The sequence below is a fragment of the Meiothermus sp. genome (assembly GCF_037443965.1).
In the GTDB taxonomy this organism is placed as follows: domain Bacteria; phylum Deinococcota; class Deinococci; order Deinococcales; family Thermaceae; genus Meiothermus.
Genome location: NZ_JBBINI010000016.1, coordinates 55872 through 72789 on the forward strand (window position 1 = coordinate 55872; position 16918 = coordinate 72789).

Here is a 16918-nt window from a genome sequence, read left to right on the forward strand (position 1 = left end):
TTAGGCTTGCCGAAGTGAACGATACTGCCGAAATGCGTATTATTGGCCTGCCCGCTGGTGCTGCTCAAACAACCAGTGGATAAACTCGAGCTCCCGATACACCCGATTCCAGACATCGTGCTTTTCGATTGGATACTCGGTGAAGCGGGCGCTGGGGTTCCCAGACTTAGCCACGGCATCGGCCAGTGCCCTAGAGAAGCTCACCGGTACCACCTCGTCCGAGGTGCCGTGGAAGTTCCAGATCGGCACTTTGCCCAGCCGTTGCCAGACCATAAAGGGGTCGGCGGCCCCGCAGATGGGCGCGATGGCGGCAAAGCGCTGGGGATACAAACAGCCTAGATTCCAACAGCCATAGCCCCCCATCGAGAGGCCGGTCAGGTAGACCCGCCGGGGGTTGGTTTTATGCTGTTGCTCAATCAGGTTCAGCAACTCGTAAGCCTGTGCCAAGGGCTGCCCGGCCCACTGCTGTCCCTTGGGGCACTGGGGCATCAGCACCACTGCGGGCCAGTGGTCGGGTTGTTCTTGGATCGCTGGGCCAATGCCCACCGTACTCTGTTTCTTGCCGTCGCTGCCGCGCTCACCAGAGCCGTGCAGGAACAGAATCAGGGGCCAGCCACCTCTGGGGGGCTTTCCTTCGGGTAGATAAAGGGCGTAGGGGAGCTGCGAGCGGGGCTTGTGGTAGCTAAATGGATTCATGATCTGAGTCTAATACCAAGGTTGGCGGCGGGTTTTACCTATCCAGTACCACCAAGGTTACTGTCGCTTTAGAAAAGAGCTTCTCGGCAAACACCACAGACTCCACCACGCACAAGGAGCGGCCCGGTTTAAGCACCTCGGCCCGGCAGCGAAGGAGCTCGCCCTGGGCAGGTCGCAGCAGGTTGATTTTGAACTCCACGGTGAGCACATACTGATCAGGCTTAATCAGGGTTGCGGCGGCAGTTCCGGCGCTGTGGTCGGCCATGGTGGCCTGTACGCCGGCGTGGATGAAGCCATCTTGCTGCTGGTGGTGTGCCTGGATGTCTACTGCCGTCTCGCACCAGCCCTCACCCACGTCAAGCAGCCTCAGGCCGATGTGCTGAACAAAGTGGGCCTGGGTGTAGAGGCGCTGGATCTCCTCGAGTTTGCTCTGATGCATGGGCGCTATACCAGCACTGGCTCCTCATAAACCCCGTACACAGCCCGGAGTTCGTCCATCATCTCACCCAGGGTGCAGTAGGCCAGCGCACACTCCACGAAGTGCGGCATGGTATTGCGTCCTTCTTTGGCGGCTTGGCGCAGCCCTTCCAGGGCCATCTGCACTGCGATGGGATCGCGTTGGGCACGCACCTGGGCTAGGCGCTGGTTCTGCACCTTTTCGACCGCTGGGTCAATCAGCTGGATGGGCACGTTCAAACCCTCGTCCTGGAAGGCATTCACCCCTACGATAATGCGCTCACCACGCTCCACTTCCTGCTGGTAGCGGTAGCTGGCGTCGGCAATCTCGCGCAGGAAATAGCCCTCGTCAATGGCCCGCACCACCCCGCCCATGCGCCGGATCTCCTCGATGATCTGCATGGCCTGGGCCTCCATCTGGTCGGTGAGCCACTCCACGTAGTAGCTGCCCCCCAGCGGGTCGGCGGTATGGGTCACGCCCGACTCGTAGGCGATAATCTGCTGCGTACGCAGGGCGATCTTGGCGCTCTCCTCGGTAGGCAGGGCCAGGGCCTCGTCGTGGGCGTCGGTGTGCAGGCTGTTGGTGCCCCCCAGCACAGCAGCCAGCGCTTGGATGGCCACCCGCGAAATATTGATGAGGGGCTGCTGCGCGGTAAGCGAGACCCCGGCGGTCTGGGCGTGGGTACGCAGCATCCAGCTCTGGGGGTTTTTGGCCCCATAGCGATGCCGCATTTCCTTGGCCCAGATGCGTCTGGCTGCACGGAACTTGCAGATTTCCTCGAAGAAGTCGTTGTGGGCATTGAAGAAGAAGGAGATGCGAGGAGCGAACTCGTCAATGTCCAGACCCCGTTTGAGGGCCCACTCCACATATTCAAAACCGTCGGCCAGCGTAAAAGCCAGTTCCTGCACAGCGGTGGAGCCCGCCTCTCGGATGTGGTAGCCCGAGACCGAGATGAAGTTCCACTTGGGCACGTTGCGCGGCCCCCACTCAAAGGTATCAATCACCAACTGGGTCGAGGGCTCGGGTGGGAAGATAAACTCTTTCTGGGCGATAAATTCCTTCAGGATATCGTTCTGGATGGTGCCGCCCAGCTTGTTCCAGTCGTAGCCTTTTTTCTTGGCGGCGGCCAGGTACATGGCCCAGATGGCGTTGGCGGGCGAGTTGATGGTCATGGAGGTGGTCACGTCCTCGAGGTTGATCCCCCCAAACAGGATCTCCATGTCGGCCAGGCTGCTTACCGCTACCCCACACTTGCCCACCTCGCCCTTGGAAAGCGGATGGTCGGAGTCGTAGCCCATCAGCGTGGGTAAATCAAAGGCAGTGGAGAGCCCACTCTGACCAGCTTCTAAGAGCTTTTTGAAGCGCTCGTTGGTCTGCTCGGCGGTGCCAAACCCAGCAAACATCCGCATAGTCCAGAGGCGGCTCCTATACATCGAGCCGTAAACCCCCCGGGTGTAGGGGTACTCGCCGGGGTAGCCCAACTTTTCGGCGTAGTCGGAGTCCTTCAGGTCTTCGGGGGTATAAAGCGGCTCGGGGGCGATATCCGAGAGGGTCTTGTGGGCCACCTTGCGCTCGGGCATCTTGGCCAGGGATTTCTGGTAGGTCTCCCGCATCCAGGCGTGCTTGGGTCTGGGCTGTGCCATGTGCCGATTATATAACGGATTTGAGACAGTAGGAGGATAATCCGTCAGACAATTTGGATTAAATGCGCTAGGTGGGCTCCAAGCCAAAAGGCCATCATAACCCCCTCGAGCGCAGCCCATTAGAGACATTTGCTTGGGTACAGACTCACCTACCGCTGCTTTGTTTTTGGCTGTACTTTGAATCTCGAAATAGGAGGAGGTGGGTATGGCAAAGGCAAGAATCAACACCAACCTACAGGTTCCCGAGCCCAAGATCACCAGGTTCCTCTTTGCAGACCTGCGGCTTTCGCCCATCTGGTTGGTGCTCAGGGTGTACCTAGGCTGGCAGTGGCTCGAGGCGGGCTGGGGCAAGCTCAACAACCCGGCCTGGGTGGGTGACAAGGCAGGCGTGGCGGTGGGCGGCTTCCTCGAGCGGGCCCTGACCAAGACCACTGGCGACCACCCCGACGTGACCGGCTGGTACGCCTGGTTCATCCAGAACGTGGCCCTGCCCAACAAGGTGCTCTTCAGCTACCTGGTGACCTTCGGCGAGATTCTGGTGGGCCTGGCGCTCATCCTGGGCCTCTTTACCGGCCTGGCGGCCTTTTTCGCCGGCTTTATGAACGCGGCCTTCCTGCTGGCAGGTACGGTGAGCTCGAACCCCTGGATGTTCATCGTGGCCACCTGGCTGGTGCTGGCCTGGCGCACCGCTGGCTACATTGGTCTCGACTACTATGTGCTGCCCCGCTTGGGGGTGATGTTCCGGAGGAACACAGAGACCACCGCGTAGGCGCTGGGCTGGTGTAGAACCCCGCGCGACCGCCGCGGGGTTTTTAGCGCTGAGCGGTATTGAGCGTGGTGAGGGTGGTACCTGGGTAGAAGTGCTCGAGGATCGCCCGGTAGCCATACCCCCGCCGGGCCAGCCCCAGCGCGCCGTATTGGCTCATGCCTACCCCATGCCCGAAGCCCCCACCCCAGAAGGTAAGGCCCAGAAGATTTCCACGCTCGTCGCGTTCCTCTTGCAGGGCAAAGGCTGTGCTGGGCAGGCTGGGGAAGTTGAGGCGCGGCCCGCCTTGCCAGCGCTCTAAGACCACATCACTTCCGCCGGTGAAGGTTTTGTTGGGACGCAGCAGGTTGCGGATGTTGGACTCACGTTGTACCACGTAGCGTCCGGTGGAGGTCAGTATTTCCAACTCGGTCACATAGCCACCCCTGGTTCGCTTCAGCACAGCGATTTTTTGTAGGGTTCCCAGCGTGAATCCCGGTGCGTCCGGGGAAAGGGGGCCTTCGGGGGTTTGCACGAACTGGGGGGCCAGCCTGGCCCTTTCGGGCAGGGTGCGGCTTAGGAGGGCCTCGAGCTCCCCCCGGCTCAGGCTGATCTTCCAGCGCCATAAAGGAGACTCGGCGTCGAAAAAACCTTCGGGGTTCCAGTTTTGGAAAAAAGCCATCGCATCCGCCTCACTGTCAATCGAGACGGTAATGGGATTGGTCTGAGTACGTGCCTTCAGGTAGGGTACGGCGGGCCGATCCGTCCAGACCTCCTCAATGCTGGCGGTGGAGCCAGGGCTGGTAGAGAAGTAAAAGGTCTGAATGGGCATGCTTTGAAAGGTCAAGATCTGATTCAGGGTCGCGTCCACGGCGACATCGGTGGCAAGGTGGGTGCGGGTGTTGTTGTAGACCTGCTCGCTTACCGAGTCGTCTACATCCGCTCCAAACTGTTTCCAGAAGCTGTTGCTTTGTTGTCTGGAAAACGCATACGTGCGGGCCGCAACCGCCTGGGCCTTGAGGGCTTCGGGGTGGAAGTGGATGGGCATTTCGCTGGGCAGTACCCGTTTAAGGTAATCCTGATAATCCACCTGATTTACCACCAGCAAGCTATTGCTGCGCACCTCCAGCCAGAGTTCGCCAGGGTACTCCGGTAGTAGATTTTGCCTTGTGGTGGAGAGCAGACGGTACTGTACGGGTATGGCGGGGTCGGCTGGTTTGAGGTTAACCACGTTTCCCAGGGCAAAGGTAAGCCCTTCAAAGGTAGCCACTGGACTACCATTCCGCAGGTTGAAGGTCAGGGGTTTGTCGGCAAAGACCGTAACGATGGGCCGTAGATTTTCGCGGCCTGGGCCACTCGAGACCTGCACGCTGCCACCCAGCGGAACCAGACTCAGGCTAGGGAAGAGGTACTGCGCATCGAAAGAGTCCGCCCCCAGCCGGTAGGAGAGCAGTACGCGAATGCTCTGGCCGCTGAGCGGTGCGGGCTGCGGAGGGTTGTTCTGGTTGAGGGAGGTGAAAAGCAGAGCTACGCCCAGGGTGGATGCCAACATAAAGGCCAGTTGCATCCGGGTCATTCTCACCCTTTTGCATGAGAACTAAAAAGGAGCTGGGCTGAGCCCAGTTCACCTACCGCATAGCGCACATGCGCCAGCAAGGCTTGCTGCAAACGATCTAAGGGTGCGTCCGCCTCCAGCATCGCAATGGCCTCGTTGCCGGGCAGCCGTAGCACTGCCGCCAGCGCCTCGAGCCCTTGGGGCCCCAGGTGCACCCCGCCCCGCTCCACCCGGTCGCCGTCCAGCAGGTTCATGCCCAGGCCGCTCAGGTTGGGAGCCAAGCCCGCAGCCTTGAGAACCCGCCAGCTTGCCCAGATCAGAGCCACACGGGGATTGGGGTGTTTGGCAATCCCCTTGAGGCCCGAGGTGAGCAAGGGCCAAATCCTGGTTGCCACTTCGGGTGAAGCAATGCGGAAAGCCAGCTCGGCTAAATAGCTGGCATAAGGGAAGCGTCCAGGGGCTTCCAATCCGTCCAGCCGTCCCACCAGCTCGACCTGGGTAAGGGTGGGAAGGTCGTTGCCGGGCTTCTGGTAGACCTGGTATTTGAGGTGGTGAAACAGCGAGAGCCGCCCGCTGCGTCCGGTAGGCCGCAAGGCCTTGCGGGCGATCGCTTGCGCGGCCCCTTCTGGTCCTACAAACGAGAGAATGACATCCCCTGCCGGGAGTGGTTTGCGCCCGACGACCAGTCCTTCACTAAGGCGATAACGTTCCACTACCCTCATGGTAAGGGAGGATCGGACAGTGGACTGGGCGTACAGGAGGATTTGGCTGGGATAGGGTGTAATACGCATTTCGGTAGCATTGTTCACTTTGACAAGCCTAAACGATACTACCGAAATGCTTTTCTACTCCCTTCGGTCGGCTTGAATCCTTCACCTCTGACTTCGTCCAACGGTGAAGGATTCAAGCGGAAACGGTATAAGAGCCGTCGCGGTGGAGGATTGGGGGTTCAGATAACAATTTGGACGGTTTGCTGGTCAATTCCTCCAAAAGAAGGATGAAGTAAGAGACCATTGTGCTATCCTAAACTCATGAATGAGCGTTCGTTGCAGGACATCCTCGAGTGGGTGGTACTGGGCCTTCTGATTGCGGTTGCGGTACTGGTCGTGCTCTGGGTGGGGGGCTGGCTCTTTACATTCCTGGGCGCTCTCCTGAAAGGGTTGGCCGGTATTGTGTGGGCGCTGCTGCGGGTGCTGGTTCCGGTGCTGATTGTGGTCGCGGTGGTCTATTTCGTGCTGCGCTTCGTACAAAAACCCAAGACGGCCTGATATCAGTTGTCATTCTAGCCCGCCCGAAACAGGGCGGATTTTTTTCATAGAGGGCAGGTCTGCTCGCTGGCTTCTGGCCAAGGTGACATTTGTCAATGACTAAATGGTAAGGTGTCTGCTAATATAGGCATTAGCCTATGAGCGTTTCTGACATTCTAACCTTTAGTGCTCCCGATGTGGAGATACCGAAAGTGGACGCGATGCCCTCGCCCACACTGGAACTGGCTTACGCCTTCTACGCCCTGACCCGTCCCGATAGTGCGCAACGCACCAACGAGCTGCCCTGGCTCAAAACCCTCTATACCAAACATGGCAATTTGATTGAGGCCATCCAGGTGTTCTGGCCCGAAGACCAGCGATCTGAAGCAGGTGGGGATTTATTCATGATTGTAGGAGATTTGGGCTATGCAAGAGATAAAGATGTGGATCGGCTATTCGCTGAATTTAGCAAAATTCCGCAGCTTCTGATCAAGCGAGGCGAGTCTTATCGCAAGAAGTTTCAGGCATATGAAGACAAAGGCAAGCGAGAGCACGAACTTAAGAGCCTGAAAGGGATGCTCGAGCGGGCAGAGATGCTCAAGCAACCCGAAGTCGGAAAGCGTTATCTAGGCCTGCTTAAGCAACTTTGGAAAGTACTGGAACCTATTTGGAAGGAAGAAGGCTACGCCGAATCCAAGCGAGCCAGTGAAGCTTTTTTGAACAAATATCGCGAAACTGGCAACGTGCTAGACGCCATCCCGGCCCACCACTTCACCCAGTTTGAGGCATCCCAAAAGCATATCCAGACCTCACTAGAGAAAGGCAAGCTGCTGGTAGTACCACTTTTCTTCGCTGCCGCTGGGGGTTTTAGCTTCGATTTTGCCGATTCACATTATATCGGCTACGGCATTCAAAGTGAGCATTTGTTTGAAAAGCTGTTGACCCGGGTGGAGAAAGTGGCTCCAAAAATGAAGGCGTTGAGCGATCCCACGCGCCTGATGATGCTCACCCTGATCGCACGCTACGAAAACTTTGTGCTGACGGTGGGAGACCTGGCGACGCAGTTGGGTGTTACCCAGCCGACCGCCAGCGGGCACCTGAAGCTGCTGAAAGAGGTGGGGCTGGTTGCGCTGAAAAAGCATGGCAATAAGTCGTTTTACTATGTTAATAGCGATGCGATTAAGCAGGCCATAGCCGAGATATCGGATTTGGTGTTGCGTCCCAAATAATAGCCTATTGACAATATAGCTAATCTCCTATAAACTAAAGATATAGGAGGTTGGCTATGATCATTAATCCAGAACTCATCACCATTACGGCAAACAATTATCTAGATCAGTTGCGCCGAGAGGCAGAGACACAACAGGCTCTAAGTAACCAAGACGTTGCTACACCGACCTTCAAACCTACTCATTTGACCGCGAGGACAGGGCGTATCCCTTTCGGCCCAAGGCTCAAGAACCCTCGAGTTCAATAGGAGGATAGCTATGAACTTCAATCCCACTTTGCTAAAGGCCGCTGTTGATCAGCACATGGCTGAGCTGCTCGAGCGAGCCCAAACCGAACAATTGCTGCGTACTGCTCCTATGTATTTGTCCGCCCGCCATGTATTACCCCCCAACCCCAATAACCTGCCGCGTAAACGGGTAATTCCGCCCGAGGATAAGCCCAAGGTAGCCTGAATTCCCTAAGTTGAGACCCTTCAGCTTAGGGGTCTTTTCAACCGACCAACCCTAACGCAGGGTCATTTCCCCAGCATGGTTTGCCAACAGTACCGTGTCTAGTGCTCCGGTAACTTAATTCCTGGGATGGATTTGGCTCCCCTAATATCTGGAAGTTGCTTTGAGCACTTCATTTTGGGAACTTCACTGCATATCAATCCTTAACTTGCCTAACCACTAGCCTTCTGGCAGGAGTGGTTTCATACGCATTTCGGCTGTATCGTTCACCTCGGCATGCCTAAACGATACTACCGAAATGCCTTCGGTCGGCTTGAATCCTTACACCTCTGACTGCCTCCAACGGTGAAGGATTCAAGCGGCAACGGTATCAGGGCCACTCCTGCAACGTTGGTGTATGGAGGATGCCTCCGTCCCGTTGGTGCACGGGTATCACCTATCTTTTGTTATGCTAAACCTTGCCCATGAAACCTGGCCCGCTCAACTCAATCACCGATGTACCTGGTATCCAGGTAGGCCACTACACCGATCTCGAGCACCTCACAGGGGTTACGGTCATCTATCCTGAAAACGGCGCGGTGGCAGGGGTGGATGTGCGTGGTAGTGCGCCAGGCACGCGCGAAACCGATTTGCTGAACCCGGCTAACCTGGTCGAGCAGGTGCAGGCCATCGTGCTCTCGGGGGGGAGTGCGTATGGCCTCGAGGCCGCTTCAGGGGTGATGCGCTGGCTCGAGGAGCACCACAAGGGCTACCCGGTGGGCAACGCCACCACCCAGGCCATTGTGCCCATCGTGCCAGCCGCAGTGATTTTCGATTTGCTGGTGGGCAGCGCTGCGGTGCGGCCCAATGCCCAGTACGGCTACTGGGCGGCCCAGAACCTGAAGGGTGGGCCGGTGGAGCAGGGCGTGGTGGGGGTGGGGACGGGCGCCCGCAACGGTGGATTGAAAGGGGGGGTGGGCACCGCCAGCCAAGTCATGCCGGGGGGGGTGATGGTGGGGGCTATCGTGGCGGCCAACGCCCACGGGCGGGCCCATGACCCTGTAACCGGCGAGCTTTACGCGCGTTTCCTGGAGCAGGAGGGCGAGTTCAAGCTCAAGCATCCCCCCCGGCAATTGTCGGCCCCAGACTACACCGAGGTCTTCGCCGACGCCTTTGTGCGCAGCAACACGGTAATAGGCTGCGTAGCCACCAACGCCAGGCTGAGCAAGGCCCAGGCCCAGAAGGTGGCCCAGATGGCCCACGACGGCATCGCTCGAGCGATTTTCCCGGCCCACACCATGTTCGATGGCGATGTCATCTTTTGTCTGGCCACCGGTGAGATAGAGATTAACGGCCCTGCTGAACTCAGCCGGATTGGAGCGGTGGCCGCCGACGTGTTTGCCCGGGCCCTAGTGCATGGGGTGCTCTTCGCCTACTCGGTTGGGGGGCTGGTTTCCTACCGCGATTTGTACGAAAAATAGGCGTTAAGAGCCACGCCCTTTCCACCCCTGTAGGATGAACAATGGACAGAAACAACCTTGCCCTCCAAGCTGCCCAGGCTGTAGACGCCGACGAACTGGTGCACCTGACCCAGGCCCTGATCCGCATCGCAAGCTATTACCCTGGGCCGGGGGAGCAGCCGGTGGTGGATTTTCTGGAGGCCTACCTGCGCGAGCGCGGTTTCAAGACCACCGTGCAGGAGGTGGTTCCGGGCCGCCCCAACCTGATTGCCGACCTGGGGCAGGGCGAGGGGGGGCTCATTCTGGAAGGCCATACCGATGTGGTCACGCACGGCAGTCTGGATCAATGGACAGTCCCGCCCTACGAGGCCCGAATTGTGGACGGCAAAATTTACGGGCGCGGGGCCTGTGACATGAAAGGCGGGCTGGCTGCGGCCATTTGCGCGGCGGTGGCGGTGCAAAAGGTGCTGGGCCCGCCCCAGAAAGCCCTGCGGCTGTGCATTCCCTGCGATGAAGAGGGCTTGATGATCGGCATCAAGGCCTTTGTCCGCGCGGGTTATGCCGAGGGCTTTGCCGGGGCCATCATCTGCGAGCCCGAGGAAAACCAGGTGTGCCTGTGGCAAAAAGGGGCCATGCGGGTCTGGGTGCACTTTCAGGGGAAGATGGCCCACGGGGCCATGCCCTATGCCGGAGCCAACCCCATCCCGTCGGCATCCAGGTTTGTGGTGGAACTTGGCAGGCTGCAAGCGGCCTTGCAGGCGGAAAGCCAGCACGAGTACCTGGGCCTGCCCTGGATTACCCCGACTGTCTTCCAGGGGGGGGCCGGGGAGGGGCAGTTCAACGTGATACCCGACCGGGTACGGGTGGGGCTGGACATCCGCACCAACCCCGGACAGGATCACCAGGTGCTCGAGGCCCGGCTTCGGCAGGCCCTGGAAGGGAGCCTGGAGGCCGGGGTGAGCGCGAGCCTCGAGGTCTTCGAAGACCGCCCCGCCACCGAGACCCCGCGCGAGACTGCGCTGGTACAGGCGGTGGAACAAGGCTTGCAGCTTTTGCAGATGCCGGTGCGGTATGGGGGTGTGCCGGGGGCCACCGACGGCACTTTTTTGTGGGCCTGGGCTGGGCTCCCCATCGTGACCCTGGGACCGGGCGGCAAAACCATCCCGCACCAGGCCGATGAGTACATAGAGATTGAAGAACTGGTAGCCGCCGCAAGGTTGTATGCGGCCACCAGCGTGCTTATGCTCACCTAGCGAAAATCTGACAATCGCGTTAGATTGTAAGCAAAGCTGAGTTAGCGATAGCTGGAAGCAGGTGCCTGCTTAGATCTGCCCAGCGCCTGGGTGGTTGTCAACAGCTTCGTTTTCAGTAGACTCAGCGTCAAGGAGGCAGGGTAATGAAGAAATACTTGGTTGGACTGCTGGCACTCTCAGCGCTAAGTCTGGGTCTGGGTTTGGCCCAGCAACGAGGCGGTGCAATCACCATCGCCATCCAGACCGAGCCCGCGGCCTGGGATCCGACCCAGGTGGCCGGGGCGGACATCTCCCGTGTGGTTTACGACAACGTGCTGCAAGGTCTGGTGAAGCGCAATCCCAAGGGCGAGATTGTGCCCTCGTTGGCTACGCGTTGGGTGGTGTCTAACTCGGGCCTGACCTACACTTTTACCCTTAGGCAGGGGGTGAAGTTCCACGACGGCTCCGACTTCACCGCCCAGGATGTGCTGGCCAAGTTTGCGCGGGCCCGCAATCCCGATACCCGTGCTTCGGGCCACCTGCGCCCCGACCTGTACCGCGACATCACCAATGTCACCAGCCCCAACCCCAACACGGTGGTGTTTAGCCTGCGCCAGCCCAACAACGACTTCCTCTTCATCCTCTCCCGTCCGGAGTCGCTGATTGGCCCCCGGCAACGCCCCCTGGCCGAACAACGGGTACAGCCGATTGGCACCGGCCCCTTCCGCTTTGCGGCCTGGGAGCGGGGGGTGGCGGTGCGGCTCGAGCGCAACCCCAACTACTACGTGCAGGGCCTGCCCTATCTGGATCGGGTCAACTTCCGCTTTCTGGGGGATGGGGATGCCCAACTGGCCGGTCTGCGGGCCGGCGACCTGGACGTGATCGCCTACAGCCTGCTGCCCGAGAACGCGGTGGTACTCTCACGCGACAGCAACTTCAAGGTGTTCTCTGGCTCGGCCACCGCCGAGGCCGTGGCCGGTTTCAACAACAGCCGCCCGCCCTTCAACGATGTGCGGGTGCGCCGGGCCATCACGCTGGCAACCAACAAGGACGAGCTAATCCAGGGGGCCATGCTGGGCTATGGAACCAAAATCGGCTCCATGCGCTCGCCGGGTGAGGCCTGCTACGTGGACTTGAGCAACTTCAACGCCTACAACCCCGATGAGGCCCGCCGCCTGCTGGCCGAGGCCGGTTTCACCAACCAGAACCCCCTGCGCTTTACCTTCAACCTGGCCGCCGAGTTCCCCTACGAGCGCCGCATCGGCGAGGCCATGGTGGCCCAGCTCAACAAGCTGGGGCCGCTGCAGGTCACCATCCAGGTCACCGACTTCAACACCTGGATCCAGCGGGTTTTCTCGCAGGCCGACTACGCCATGACCATCATCGGGCACGTGGAGGCCAACGATATAGGTAACTACGCCAACCCCCGCTACTACTGGCGCTACAACAGCCCGCGCTTCCAGCAGCTCTTTACCCAGTACCTGCGGGCCCCCAACCAGACCAAGGCCTGCGAGGCCCTGGCGGCGGCCCAGCGCCTGCTGGCCGAGGATGCCGCGGGCGTCTGGACCATGAGCCTGCCGGCGCTGGGTGCGTATCGTGCACGTATCCAGAACTGGCCGGATGGCTTCCTGACCCCCGCCATTAGCGTGGCCGAGGTGTGGGTACGGCCGTAGCTAGCTGACGTGGGCTTTGAGGGTCGAGTGTCAAGGGCGTTTCGGCCCGAGACCCTCGACCCTTGACCCCTGACTATGTTCGCCTACACGGTTCGTCGCCTTGGCTTTGCCCTCGTCACCCTGTGGCTGGCGACACTGCTGGTGTTTGGGGCGCTTTTGCTCATTCCCGGCAACCCGGCCCAGGCCATTCTGGGGATTGACGCCACGCCTGCCGACCTCGAGGCCCTCGAGGCCCGATTGGGATTGGACAAACCGCCCCTCGAGCGCTACATAAGCTGGCTGGGCGGGGTGCTGCGGGGCGACCTGGGCCAGTCCATCCGCTACGAGACTTCCATTTCGCAACTCATTCTTGCGCGTCTGGGTATCACCTTGCCGATTGTGGTGGCCTCGTTGTTGTTGGCAACACTGATTGCTGTGCCGTTGGGAATTCTAGCTGCGCGTAGAGCTGGAAGCCCGATTGATCTGGGGGTTTCGATGGCATCGCTGGTGGGGATTGTGCTGCCCTCATTTTGGGTTGGACTGATGTTCATCTACATATTCATCGTCTGGCTCAAATTGCCCTTGCCCACCAGTTTTCCTATTGGGGGCTGGGAAAACCCCGAGCGGGCCCTGGCGGCCCTGGTGTTGCCGGTACTGACGGTGGGGCTGGCCAGTGCTTCGTTTCTGGTGCGACTGGTGCGTGGGAGTGTGCTCGAGGTCTTGTCACAAGACTACGTGCGCACGGCCCGTTCTAAGGGTTTGTCGGAGCGCATGGTGGTGTATAAGCATGCCCTGCGCAATGCCTCGCTGCCGGTGGTCACGGTGCTGGGGCTCGAGTTTGCCCAGCTCCTGATCGCAACGGTAGTAGTCGAAACCGTTTTTGGTATCCCCGGCCTGGGCTCGCTTTCGCTCCTAGCCATCAGCGCAAGAGACTATCCCTTGGTACAAGGTGTGGTCTTGGTGATAGCGGCCTTTATCGTTTTGATGAACCTGCTGGTGGATTTGCTCTACGCCTTGCTTGATCCGAGGGTGAGCTATGCGTAGCCAGGTTGTCCAATCGGAAATGTCCAAAAGACCCTCGGGGTGGGCCAAGCTACCCATTGCCCTCAAAGTAGGGACCTTCCTGATTTTGCTGATTCTGCTGATGGTGCTTCTGAGTGCGCTCAACCCCATCAACCCCAACGCCACCACCCCCAACCGCCTGGCCCCGGTTTTTGCCGAAGGACATCCTCTTGGAACCGACATCCTAGGGCGCGATACCCTGGCGCGGGTGCTGGCGGGGGCGCAGAACGCACTCTATGTGGGCCTGATTGCGGTGGGCATCGGGTTATCGGTGGGGCTTCTGCTGGGGGTGCTGGCGGGGTATTTTGGGGGTTGGCTCGATCAGATTCTGTCGGTGTTTCTGGAAACCCTCTACGCCCTTCCGGCCTTGCTTATTGCATTGTTGTTTGCAGCCATCTTCAACCCTGGCGTAACCACCTCGATGGTGGCGATTGGCCTGGCGGCGGTGCCGGCTTTTGCCCGTGTGGCCAGGGCCAGCGTGCTGTCGGTCAAGACCTTGCCCTACATCGAGGCGGCCAGAGCCCTGGGCATGGGCAATGGGCGCATTATGCTGCGCCACGTGCTCCCCAACATCATCGGGCCGCTGGTGGTGCAGGCCAGCCTGGCCTTTGCCGTGGCAATTCTGGCCGAAGCCGCGCTCTCGTACCTGGGCCTGGGCACCCAGCCCCCCAACCCCAGTTGGGGCCGGATGCTACGTGAGGCGCAGAGCTATCAGGAGCTGACGCCCTATCCGGTCATTTTTCCCGGTCTGGCCATTGGCCTGGCGGTGCTGGGCTTCAATCTGCTGGGCGACGGGTTGCGGGATTACCTCGACCCGAGAAAAAGAAGCTGAGGAGGTAAGCATGAACTATGCGGAGATGTTCCGACTGGATGGCAAAGTGGCGCTGGTAGTAGGGGGCGGCTCGGGGATTGGACAGGCCTCCTGCGAGGCCCTGGCGGCCCAGGGGGCAACCGTCGTAGTGGCAGATGCGAAGGCCGAGCTGACCGCCGATACTGTCGGCCGAATTGAGGCCGATGGGGGCCGGGCCGAGGCCAACCAGGTGGACATTACCGACCTCGAGGGGGTCAGGGGCCTGATCAAGGGTATTCTGGAACGCCACGGACGGCTCGATGTGGCCGTGACCACGCCCAGCATCAATGTCCGCAAGCCTGCTTTGAACTATACCGGCGAGGAGTTCGACCGGGTGGTGAACGTCAACCTCAAAGGCACTTTTAACCTGCTCACGGAAGCGGGCCGGGTCATGGCCGAGCAGGGCGGGGGCTCACTCATTGCTTTTTCCTCCATCCGCTCGCTGGTGGTGGAGCCGGGGCAGTCGGTCTATGCCATGACCAAGGCCGGGACGGTCCAGCTTATCCGGGGCCTGGCCGTGGAGCTCGGCCCCAAGGGGGTGCGGGCCAATGCGATCGGCCCTGGGGTGATTGACACCCCCCTCACCGCCCCCATCAAAGGCAAGCCCGACTGGTACAACGCCTACGCCGAGCGCAACATCCTGCGGCGCTGGGGCCGCCCCGAGGAGGTGGCGGCGGCAGTGGTTTTTCTGGCTTCGCCGGCGGCTTCCTACATCACGGGCACCATTCTGTTTGTGGATGGAGGGTGGACGGCCATTGACGGGCGTTTTAACCCGCCTTTGTAGAGCAGGCTTCGCTTTAAGCACATCTGTGGGCAGTCTGGTCGTGCTTACCGCGTACAACCAAGAGTGTTGTACTGGGTATTCATGGGAACCGCTCTGATATAGTACCCTGATGCTTGGTTCTGGCGGGCCGGGAAGGACGGTGCATGGGTCGGAATAATGCTCACTGGTTCGCACTCCCAGCAGTTGCGCTGCTGGGGCTGTTTTTGTTGTATCCCTTCCTGGACGTGCTGCGTTTCTCGACCTGGGACTGGTCGGGGCTGTCGGAGCCCAGGGCGATTGGCCTCGAGAACTACCGCAACATTCTGCGCGACCCCGACTTTTACAACAGCCTGCGCATCACCCTGGTCTTTGGAATCATGACCCTGGTTCCATTTGTCATCCTCTCGATTCTGCTGGCCCTGGCCCTGGATGGTCAGCCCTACGAACGCCCCATCAAGGCCCTGCTTTTTTTGCCAGGGTTGGTTACGTTGGGAGGGGCTACAGTGGCCTGGTACACCTTGTTTTCCCCTGAGTACGGCGCGCTGGCCTCGGTGCTGCCGGTGCCCCGCTGGGATCAGAACCCATTCTGGGCCCTGGTGCTGATTATGCTTTTTACCATCTGGCGGCACATTGGTTACGGGGTGCTGGTGGTCTCGGCCCGGCTCAAGGCCATCCCCAAAACCTTGCTCGAGGCGGCCGCCGTGGACGGGGCAACCTATGCCCAGGCGTTCCGCTACATCACCCTGCCCCTCCTGCGCCCGGCCATCACATTTTTGGCGGTGATTGGAACCGTACTAACCCTACAGGGTTACACGGCGGTTTTTTTGCTAACCAGAGGCGGCCCCTTTGGGGGCACCGAGGTGCTGGGCTACTACCTCTACAAAACCGGCTTTGAGGTGGGTCGCCTGGGTTATGCGGCGGCCCTCACGGTGATTATTCTGCTGCTTACCCTGGCTTTTGCCCTGGCCCAGGCCAGGTTGTTGCGGGAGGAACGCTGATGCGCTGGCTGGGACACCTGCTGGTCTGGATGGTGGCCTTCCTGGTGGCCCTGCCTTTTATCTGGATGGCCTATGCGGCCTTCATTCCGCCGGAAGCTGTTTTTAGCGGCAACATCTTTGGACAGTTGGGCTTCAGCCTGGCCAACTTCGAGGTGCTGGGCCGGGGGGGTTTTTGGGAGGGTTTTTGGGGGCGCTTGTTGTTCTCGGTGCTCTTGACGGGAAGCGTGACCCTGCTTCAGCTCACCACCGGCTTTCTGGCGGCCTATGCCATCAAAGAAGGCACCAAGATTCTGCCCTTCTTTCTGGTGCTGCTGGCCATTCCGGTAGAACTATTGCTGGTTCCTCTGTACGGCTTGCTGGTGGGCCTGAAGATATTGGACACCCTTTGGGCCTTGGTGCTGCCTTTTGCGGCCAGCCCTTTCATCGTGTACCTGCTCTTCCAGGGGATGCGTACCGTGCCGGAGGAACTGCTCGAGGCGGCCCGACTGGATGGTGCAGGCCACCGCGTTCTACTCACGCGCATATTGCTGCCGCTGTTGCGACCGCAATTGATTGCAGCGGGGGTGCTGGCCTTCGCGGCCCACTGGAACCTGGTGCTTTATCCCCGGATAGTGGCGGGCAGCAAGGAACTCAAGACCGTGCAGACCTGGATCACCGACCTCCAGCGCCAGAACCCCGCCGACTGGGGGCCCCTCTCGGCCGCGGCCCTGGCCGCAACCTTGCCCCTAATCATTATTTATTTGCTCTACGAACGCCGGATTGTGGAGACGTTTGAGGAAGGTCTCAAAGGCTGAGCGGCTGCCTTGAGTAGCGCTGTCGCCCCTACTGGCTGCATGGGCTGTAGGGGGATTTGGTCTTTGGACTTGCCCTATCCATAACCCGTTTTATCCTCCCGAACGC

General features: G+C 59.9%; 17 protein-coding genes. 12 read left to right on the top strand and 5 right to left on the bottom strand.

All coding sequences use genetic code 11. From position 1 onward, the window contains the following. Window positions 1–39: 39 nt before the first annotated feature. Genes WKI89_RS10050 through WKI89_RS10060 form a run of 3 tightly spaced genes read right to left on the bottom strand, consistent with a single transcriptional unit; the run spans window position 40 to window position 2796 of the window. On the bottom strand, window positions 40–696 hold the full coding sequence (locus WKI89_RS10050) for an alpha/beta fold hydrolase (RefSeq protein ID WP_337869277.1): 657 nt from the start codon (window positions 694–696) through the stop codon (window positions 40–42). Window positions 697–730: 34 nt separating this feature from the next. Further along, a complete protein-coding gene (locus WKI89_RS10055) occupies window positions 731–1135 on the bottom strand; it encodes a PaaI family thioesterase (RefSeq protein WP_337869278.1) in 405 nt (134 codons plus the stop codon). A 5-nt stretch (window positions 1136–1140) separates the two neighbouring features. Further along, the gene (locus WKI89_RS10060; RefSeq protein WP_337869280.1) at window positions 1141–2796 is read right to left on the bottom strand and encodes a methylmalonyl-CoA mutase family protein; all 1656 of its coding nucleotides are present in this window, start codon (window positions 2794–2796) and stop codon (window positions 1141–1143) included. A gap of 205 nt (window positions 2797–3001) precedes the next feature. On the opposite strand from WKI89_RS10060, the gene WKI89_RS10065 reads away from it, so the two are divergent. Then, window positions 3002–3565, top strand: a complete 564-nt coding sequence (locus tag WKI89_RS10065; protein ID WP_337869282.1) for a TQO small subunit DoxD — start codon at window positions 3002–3004, stop codon at window positions 3563–3565. A 43-nt stretch (window positions 3566–3608) separates the two neighbouring features. On the opposite strand, the gene WKI89_RS10070 is transcribed toward WKI89_RS10065, so the two are convergent. Together WKI89_RS10070 and WKI89_RS10075 are read right to left on the bottom strand one after the other, a co-directional pair. Next, complete coding sequence (locus WKI89_RS10070) at window positions 3609–5117, bottom strand: SpoIID/LytB domain-containing protein (protein ID WP_337869284.1); 1509 nt, start codon at window positions 5115–5117, stop codon at window positions 3609–3611. Window positions 5118–5119: 2 nt separating this feature from the next. After that, the gene (locus WKI89_RS10075; protein WP_337869317.1) at window positions 5120–5818 is read right to left on the bottom strand and encodes a recombination protein O N-terminal domain-containing protein; all 699 of its coding nucleotides are present in this window, start codon (window positions 5816–5818) and stop codon (window positions 5120–5122) included. 309 nt (window positions 5819–6127) lie between these two features. Here WKI89_RS10075 and WKI89_RS10080 point away from each other — a divergent pair, with 309 nt between their 5' ends. The 11 genes from WKI89_RS10080 (at window position 6128) to WKI89_RS10130 (ending at window position 16812) form a co-directional block, all read left to right on the top strand. Then, complete coding sequence (locus WKI89_RS10080; RefSeq protein WP_297562182.1) at window positions 6128–6364, top strand: hypothetical protein; 237 nt, start codon at window positions 6128–6130, stop codon at window positions 6362–6364. A gap of 137 nt (window positions 6365–6501) precedes the next feature. Continuing rightward, complete coding sequence (locus WKI89_RS10085; RefSeq protein ID WP_337869286.1) at window positions 6502–7572, top strand: metalloregulator ArsR/SmtB family transcription factor; 1071 nt, start codon at window positions 6502–6504, stop codon at window positions 7570–7572. Between the two features lie 258 nt (window positions 7573–7830). Further along, the gene (locus WKI89_RS10090; protein WP_337869288.1) at window positions 7831–8025 is read left to right on the top strand and encodes a hypothetical protein; all 195 of its coding nucleotides are present in this window, start codon (window positions 7831–7833) and stop codon (window positions 8023–8025) included. 461 nt (window positions 8026–8486) lie between these two features. Beyond that, window positions 8487–9482: a P1 family peptidase gene (locus tag WKI89_RS10095; RefSeq protein ID WP_337869290.1), complete on the top strand. Its 996-nt coding sequence runs from the start codon at window positions 8487–8489 to the stop codon at window positions 9480–9482. Between the two features lie 41 nt (window positions 9483–9523). After that, window positions 9524–10714 carry a M20 family metallopeptidase gene (locus tag WKI89_RS10100; RefSeq protein WP_337869291.1) on the top strand — a complete coding sequence of 397 codons (1191 nt, stop codon included), beginning with the start codon at window positions 9524–9526 and terminating at the stop codon, window positions 10712–10714. A gap of 143 nt (window positions 10715–10857) precedes the next feature. Further along, a complete protein-coding gene (locus tag WKI89_RS10105; RefSeq protein WP_337869292.1) occupies window positions 10858–12366 on the top strand; it encodes an ABC transporter substrate-binding protein in 1509 nt (502 codons plus the stop codon). Between the two features lie 75 nt (window positions 12367–12441). Continuing rightward, on the top strand, window positions 12442–13389 hold the full coding sequence (locus tag WKI89_RS10110; protein ID WP_337869293.1) for an ABC transporter permease: 948 nt from the start codon (window positions 12442–12444) through the stop codon (window positions 13387–13389). Next, complete coding sequence (locus tag WKI89_RS10115; protein WP_337869294.1) at window positions 13382–14239, top strand: ABC transporter permease; 858 nt, start codon at window positions 13382–13384, stop codon at window positions 14237–14239. The genes WKI89_RS10110 and WKI89_RS10115 overlap by 8 nt, the downstream gene beginning before the upstream one ends. A gap of 10 nt (window positions 14240–14249) precedes the next feature. After that, window positions 14250–15041 (top strand): SDR family NAD(P)-dependent oxidoreductase, encoded by a 792-nt coding sequence (locus WKI89_RS10120; RefSeq protein ID WP_337869295.1) that lies wholly within the window; start codon window positions 14250–14252, stop codon window positions 15039–15041. A gap of 143 nt (window positions 15042–15184) precedes the next feature. Beyond that, window positions 15185–16018 carry a sugar ABC transporter permease gene (locus WKI89_RS10125; RefSeq protein ID WP_337869296.1) on the top strand — a complete coding sequence of 278 codons (834 nt, stop codon included), beginning with the start codon at window positions 15185–15187 and terminating at the stop codon, window positions 16016–16018. Beyond that, window positions 16018–16812, top strand: coding sequence for a carbohydrate ABC transporter permease (locus WKI89_RS10130; protein WP_337869298.1), 795 nt, complete (start codon window positions 16018–16020; stop codon window positions 16810–16812). The genes WKI89_RS10125 and WKI89_RS10130 overlap by 1 nt, the downstream gene beginning before the upstream one ends. Window positions 16813–16918: the final 106 nt, after the last annotated feature.

Bases quoted from the DNA above. Each gene is read 5' to 3' on its own strand.
- WKI89_RS10130 (WP_337869298.1), top strand. From the start codon at position 16,018: ATGCGCTGGCTGGGACACCTGCTGGTCTGGATGGTGGCCTTCCTGGTG.
- WKI89_RS10105 (WP_337869292.1), top strand. From the start codon at position 10,858: ATGAAGAAATACTTGGTTGGACTGCTGGCACTCTCAGCGCTAAGTCTG.
- WKI89_RS10115 (WP_337869294.1), top strand. From the start codon at position 13,382: ATGCGTAGCCAGGTTGTCCAATCGGAAATGTCCAAAAGACCCTCGGGG.
- WKI89_RS10060 (WP_337869280.1), bottom strand. From the start codon at position 2,796: ATGGCACAGCCCAGACCCAAGCACGCCTGGATGCGGGAGACCTACCAG.
- WKI89_RS10110 (WP_337869293.1), top strand. From the start codon at position 12,442: ATGTTCGCCTACACGGTTCGTCGCCTTGGCTTTGCCCTCGTCACCCTG.
- WKI89_RS10055 (WP_337869278.1), bottom strand. From the start codon at position 1,135: ATGCATCAGAGCAAACTCGAGGAGATCCAGCGCCTCTACACCCAGGCC.
- WKI89_RS10120 (WP_337869295.1), top strand. From the start codon at position 14,250: ATGAACTATGCGGAGATGTTCCGACTGGATGGCAAAGTGGCGCTGGTA.
- WKI89_RS10070 (WP_337869284.1), bottom strand. From the start codon at position 5,117: ATGACCCGGATGCAACTGGCCTTTATGTTGGCATCCACCCTGGGCGTA.
- WKI89_RS10075 (WP_337869317.1), bottom strand. From the start codon at position 5,818: ATGAGGGTAGTGGAACGTTATCGCCTTAGTGAAGGACTGGTCGTCGGG.
- WKI89_RS10080 (WP_297562182.1), top strand. From the start codon at position 6,128: ATGAATGAGCGTTCGTTGCAGGACATCCTCGAGTGGGTGGTACTGGGC.
- WKI89_RS10100 (WP_337869291.1), top strand. From the start codon at position 9,524: ATGGACAGAAACAACCTTGCCCTCCAAGCTGCCCAGGCTGTAGACGCC.
- WKI89_RS10095 (WP_337869290.1), top strand. From the start codon at position 8,487: ATGAAACCTGGCCCGCTCAACTCAATCACCGATGTACCTGGTATCCAG.
- WKI89_RS10090 (WP_337869288.1), top strand. From the start codon at position 7,831: ATGAACTTCAATCCCACTTTGCTAAAGGCCGCTGTTGATCAGCACATG.
- WKI89_RS10065 (WP_337869282.1), top strand. From the start codon at position 3,002: ATGGCAAAGGCAAGAATCAACACCAACCTACAGGTTCCCGAGCCCAAG.
- WKI89_RS10050 (WP_337869277.1), bottom strand. From the start codon at position 696: ATGAATCCATTTAGCTACCACAAGCCCCGCTCGCAGCTCCCCTACGCC.
- WKI89_RS10085 (WP_337869286.1), top strand. From the start codon at position 6,502: ATGAGCGTTTCTGACATTCTAACCTTTAGTGCTCCCGATGTGGAGATA.
- WKI89_RS10125 (WP_337869296.1), top strand. From the start codon at position 15,185: ATGGGTCGGAATAATGCTCACTGGTTCGCACTCCCAGCAGTTGCGCTG.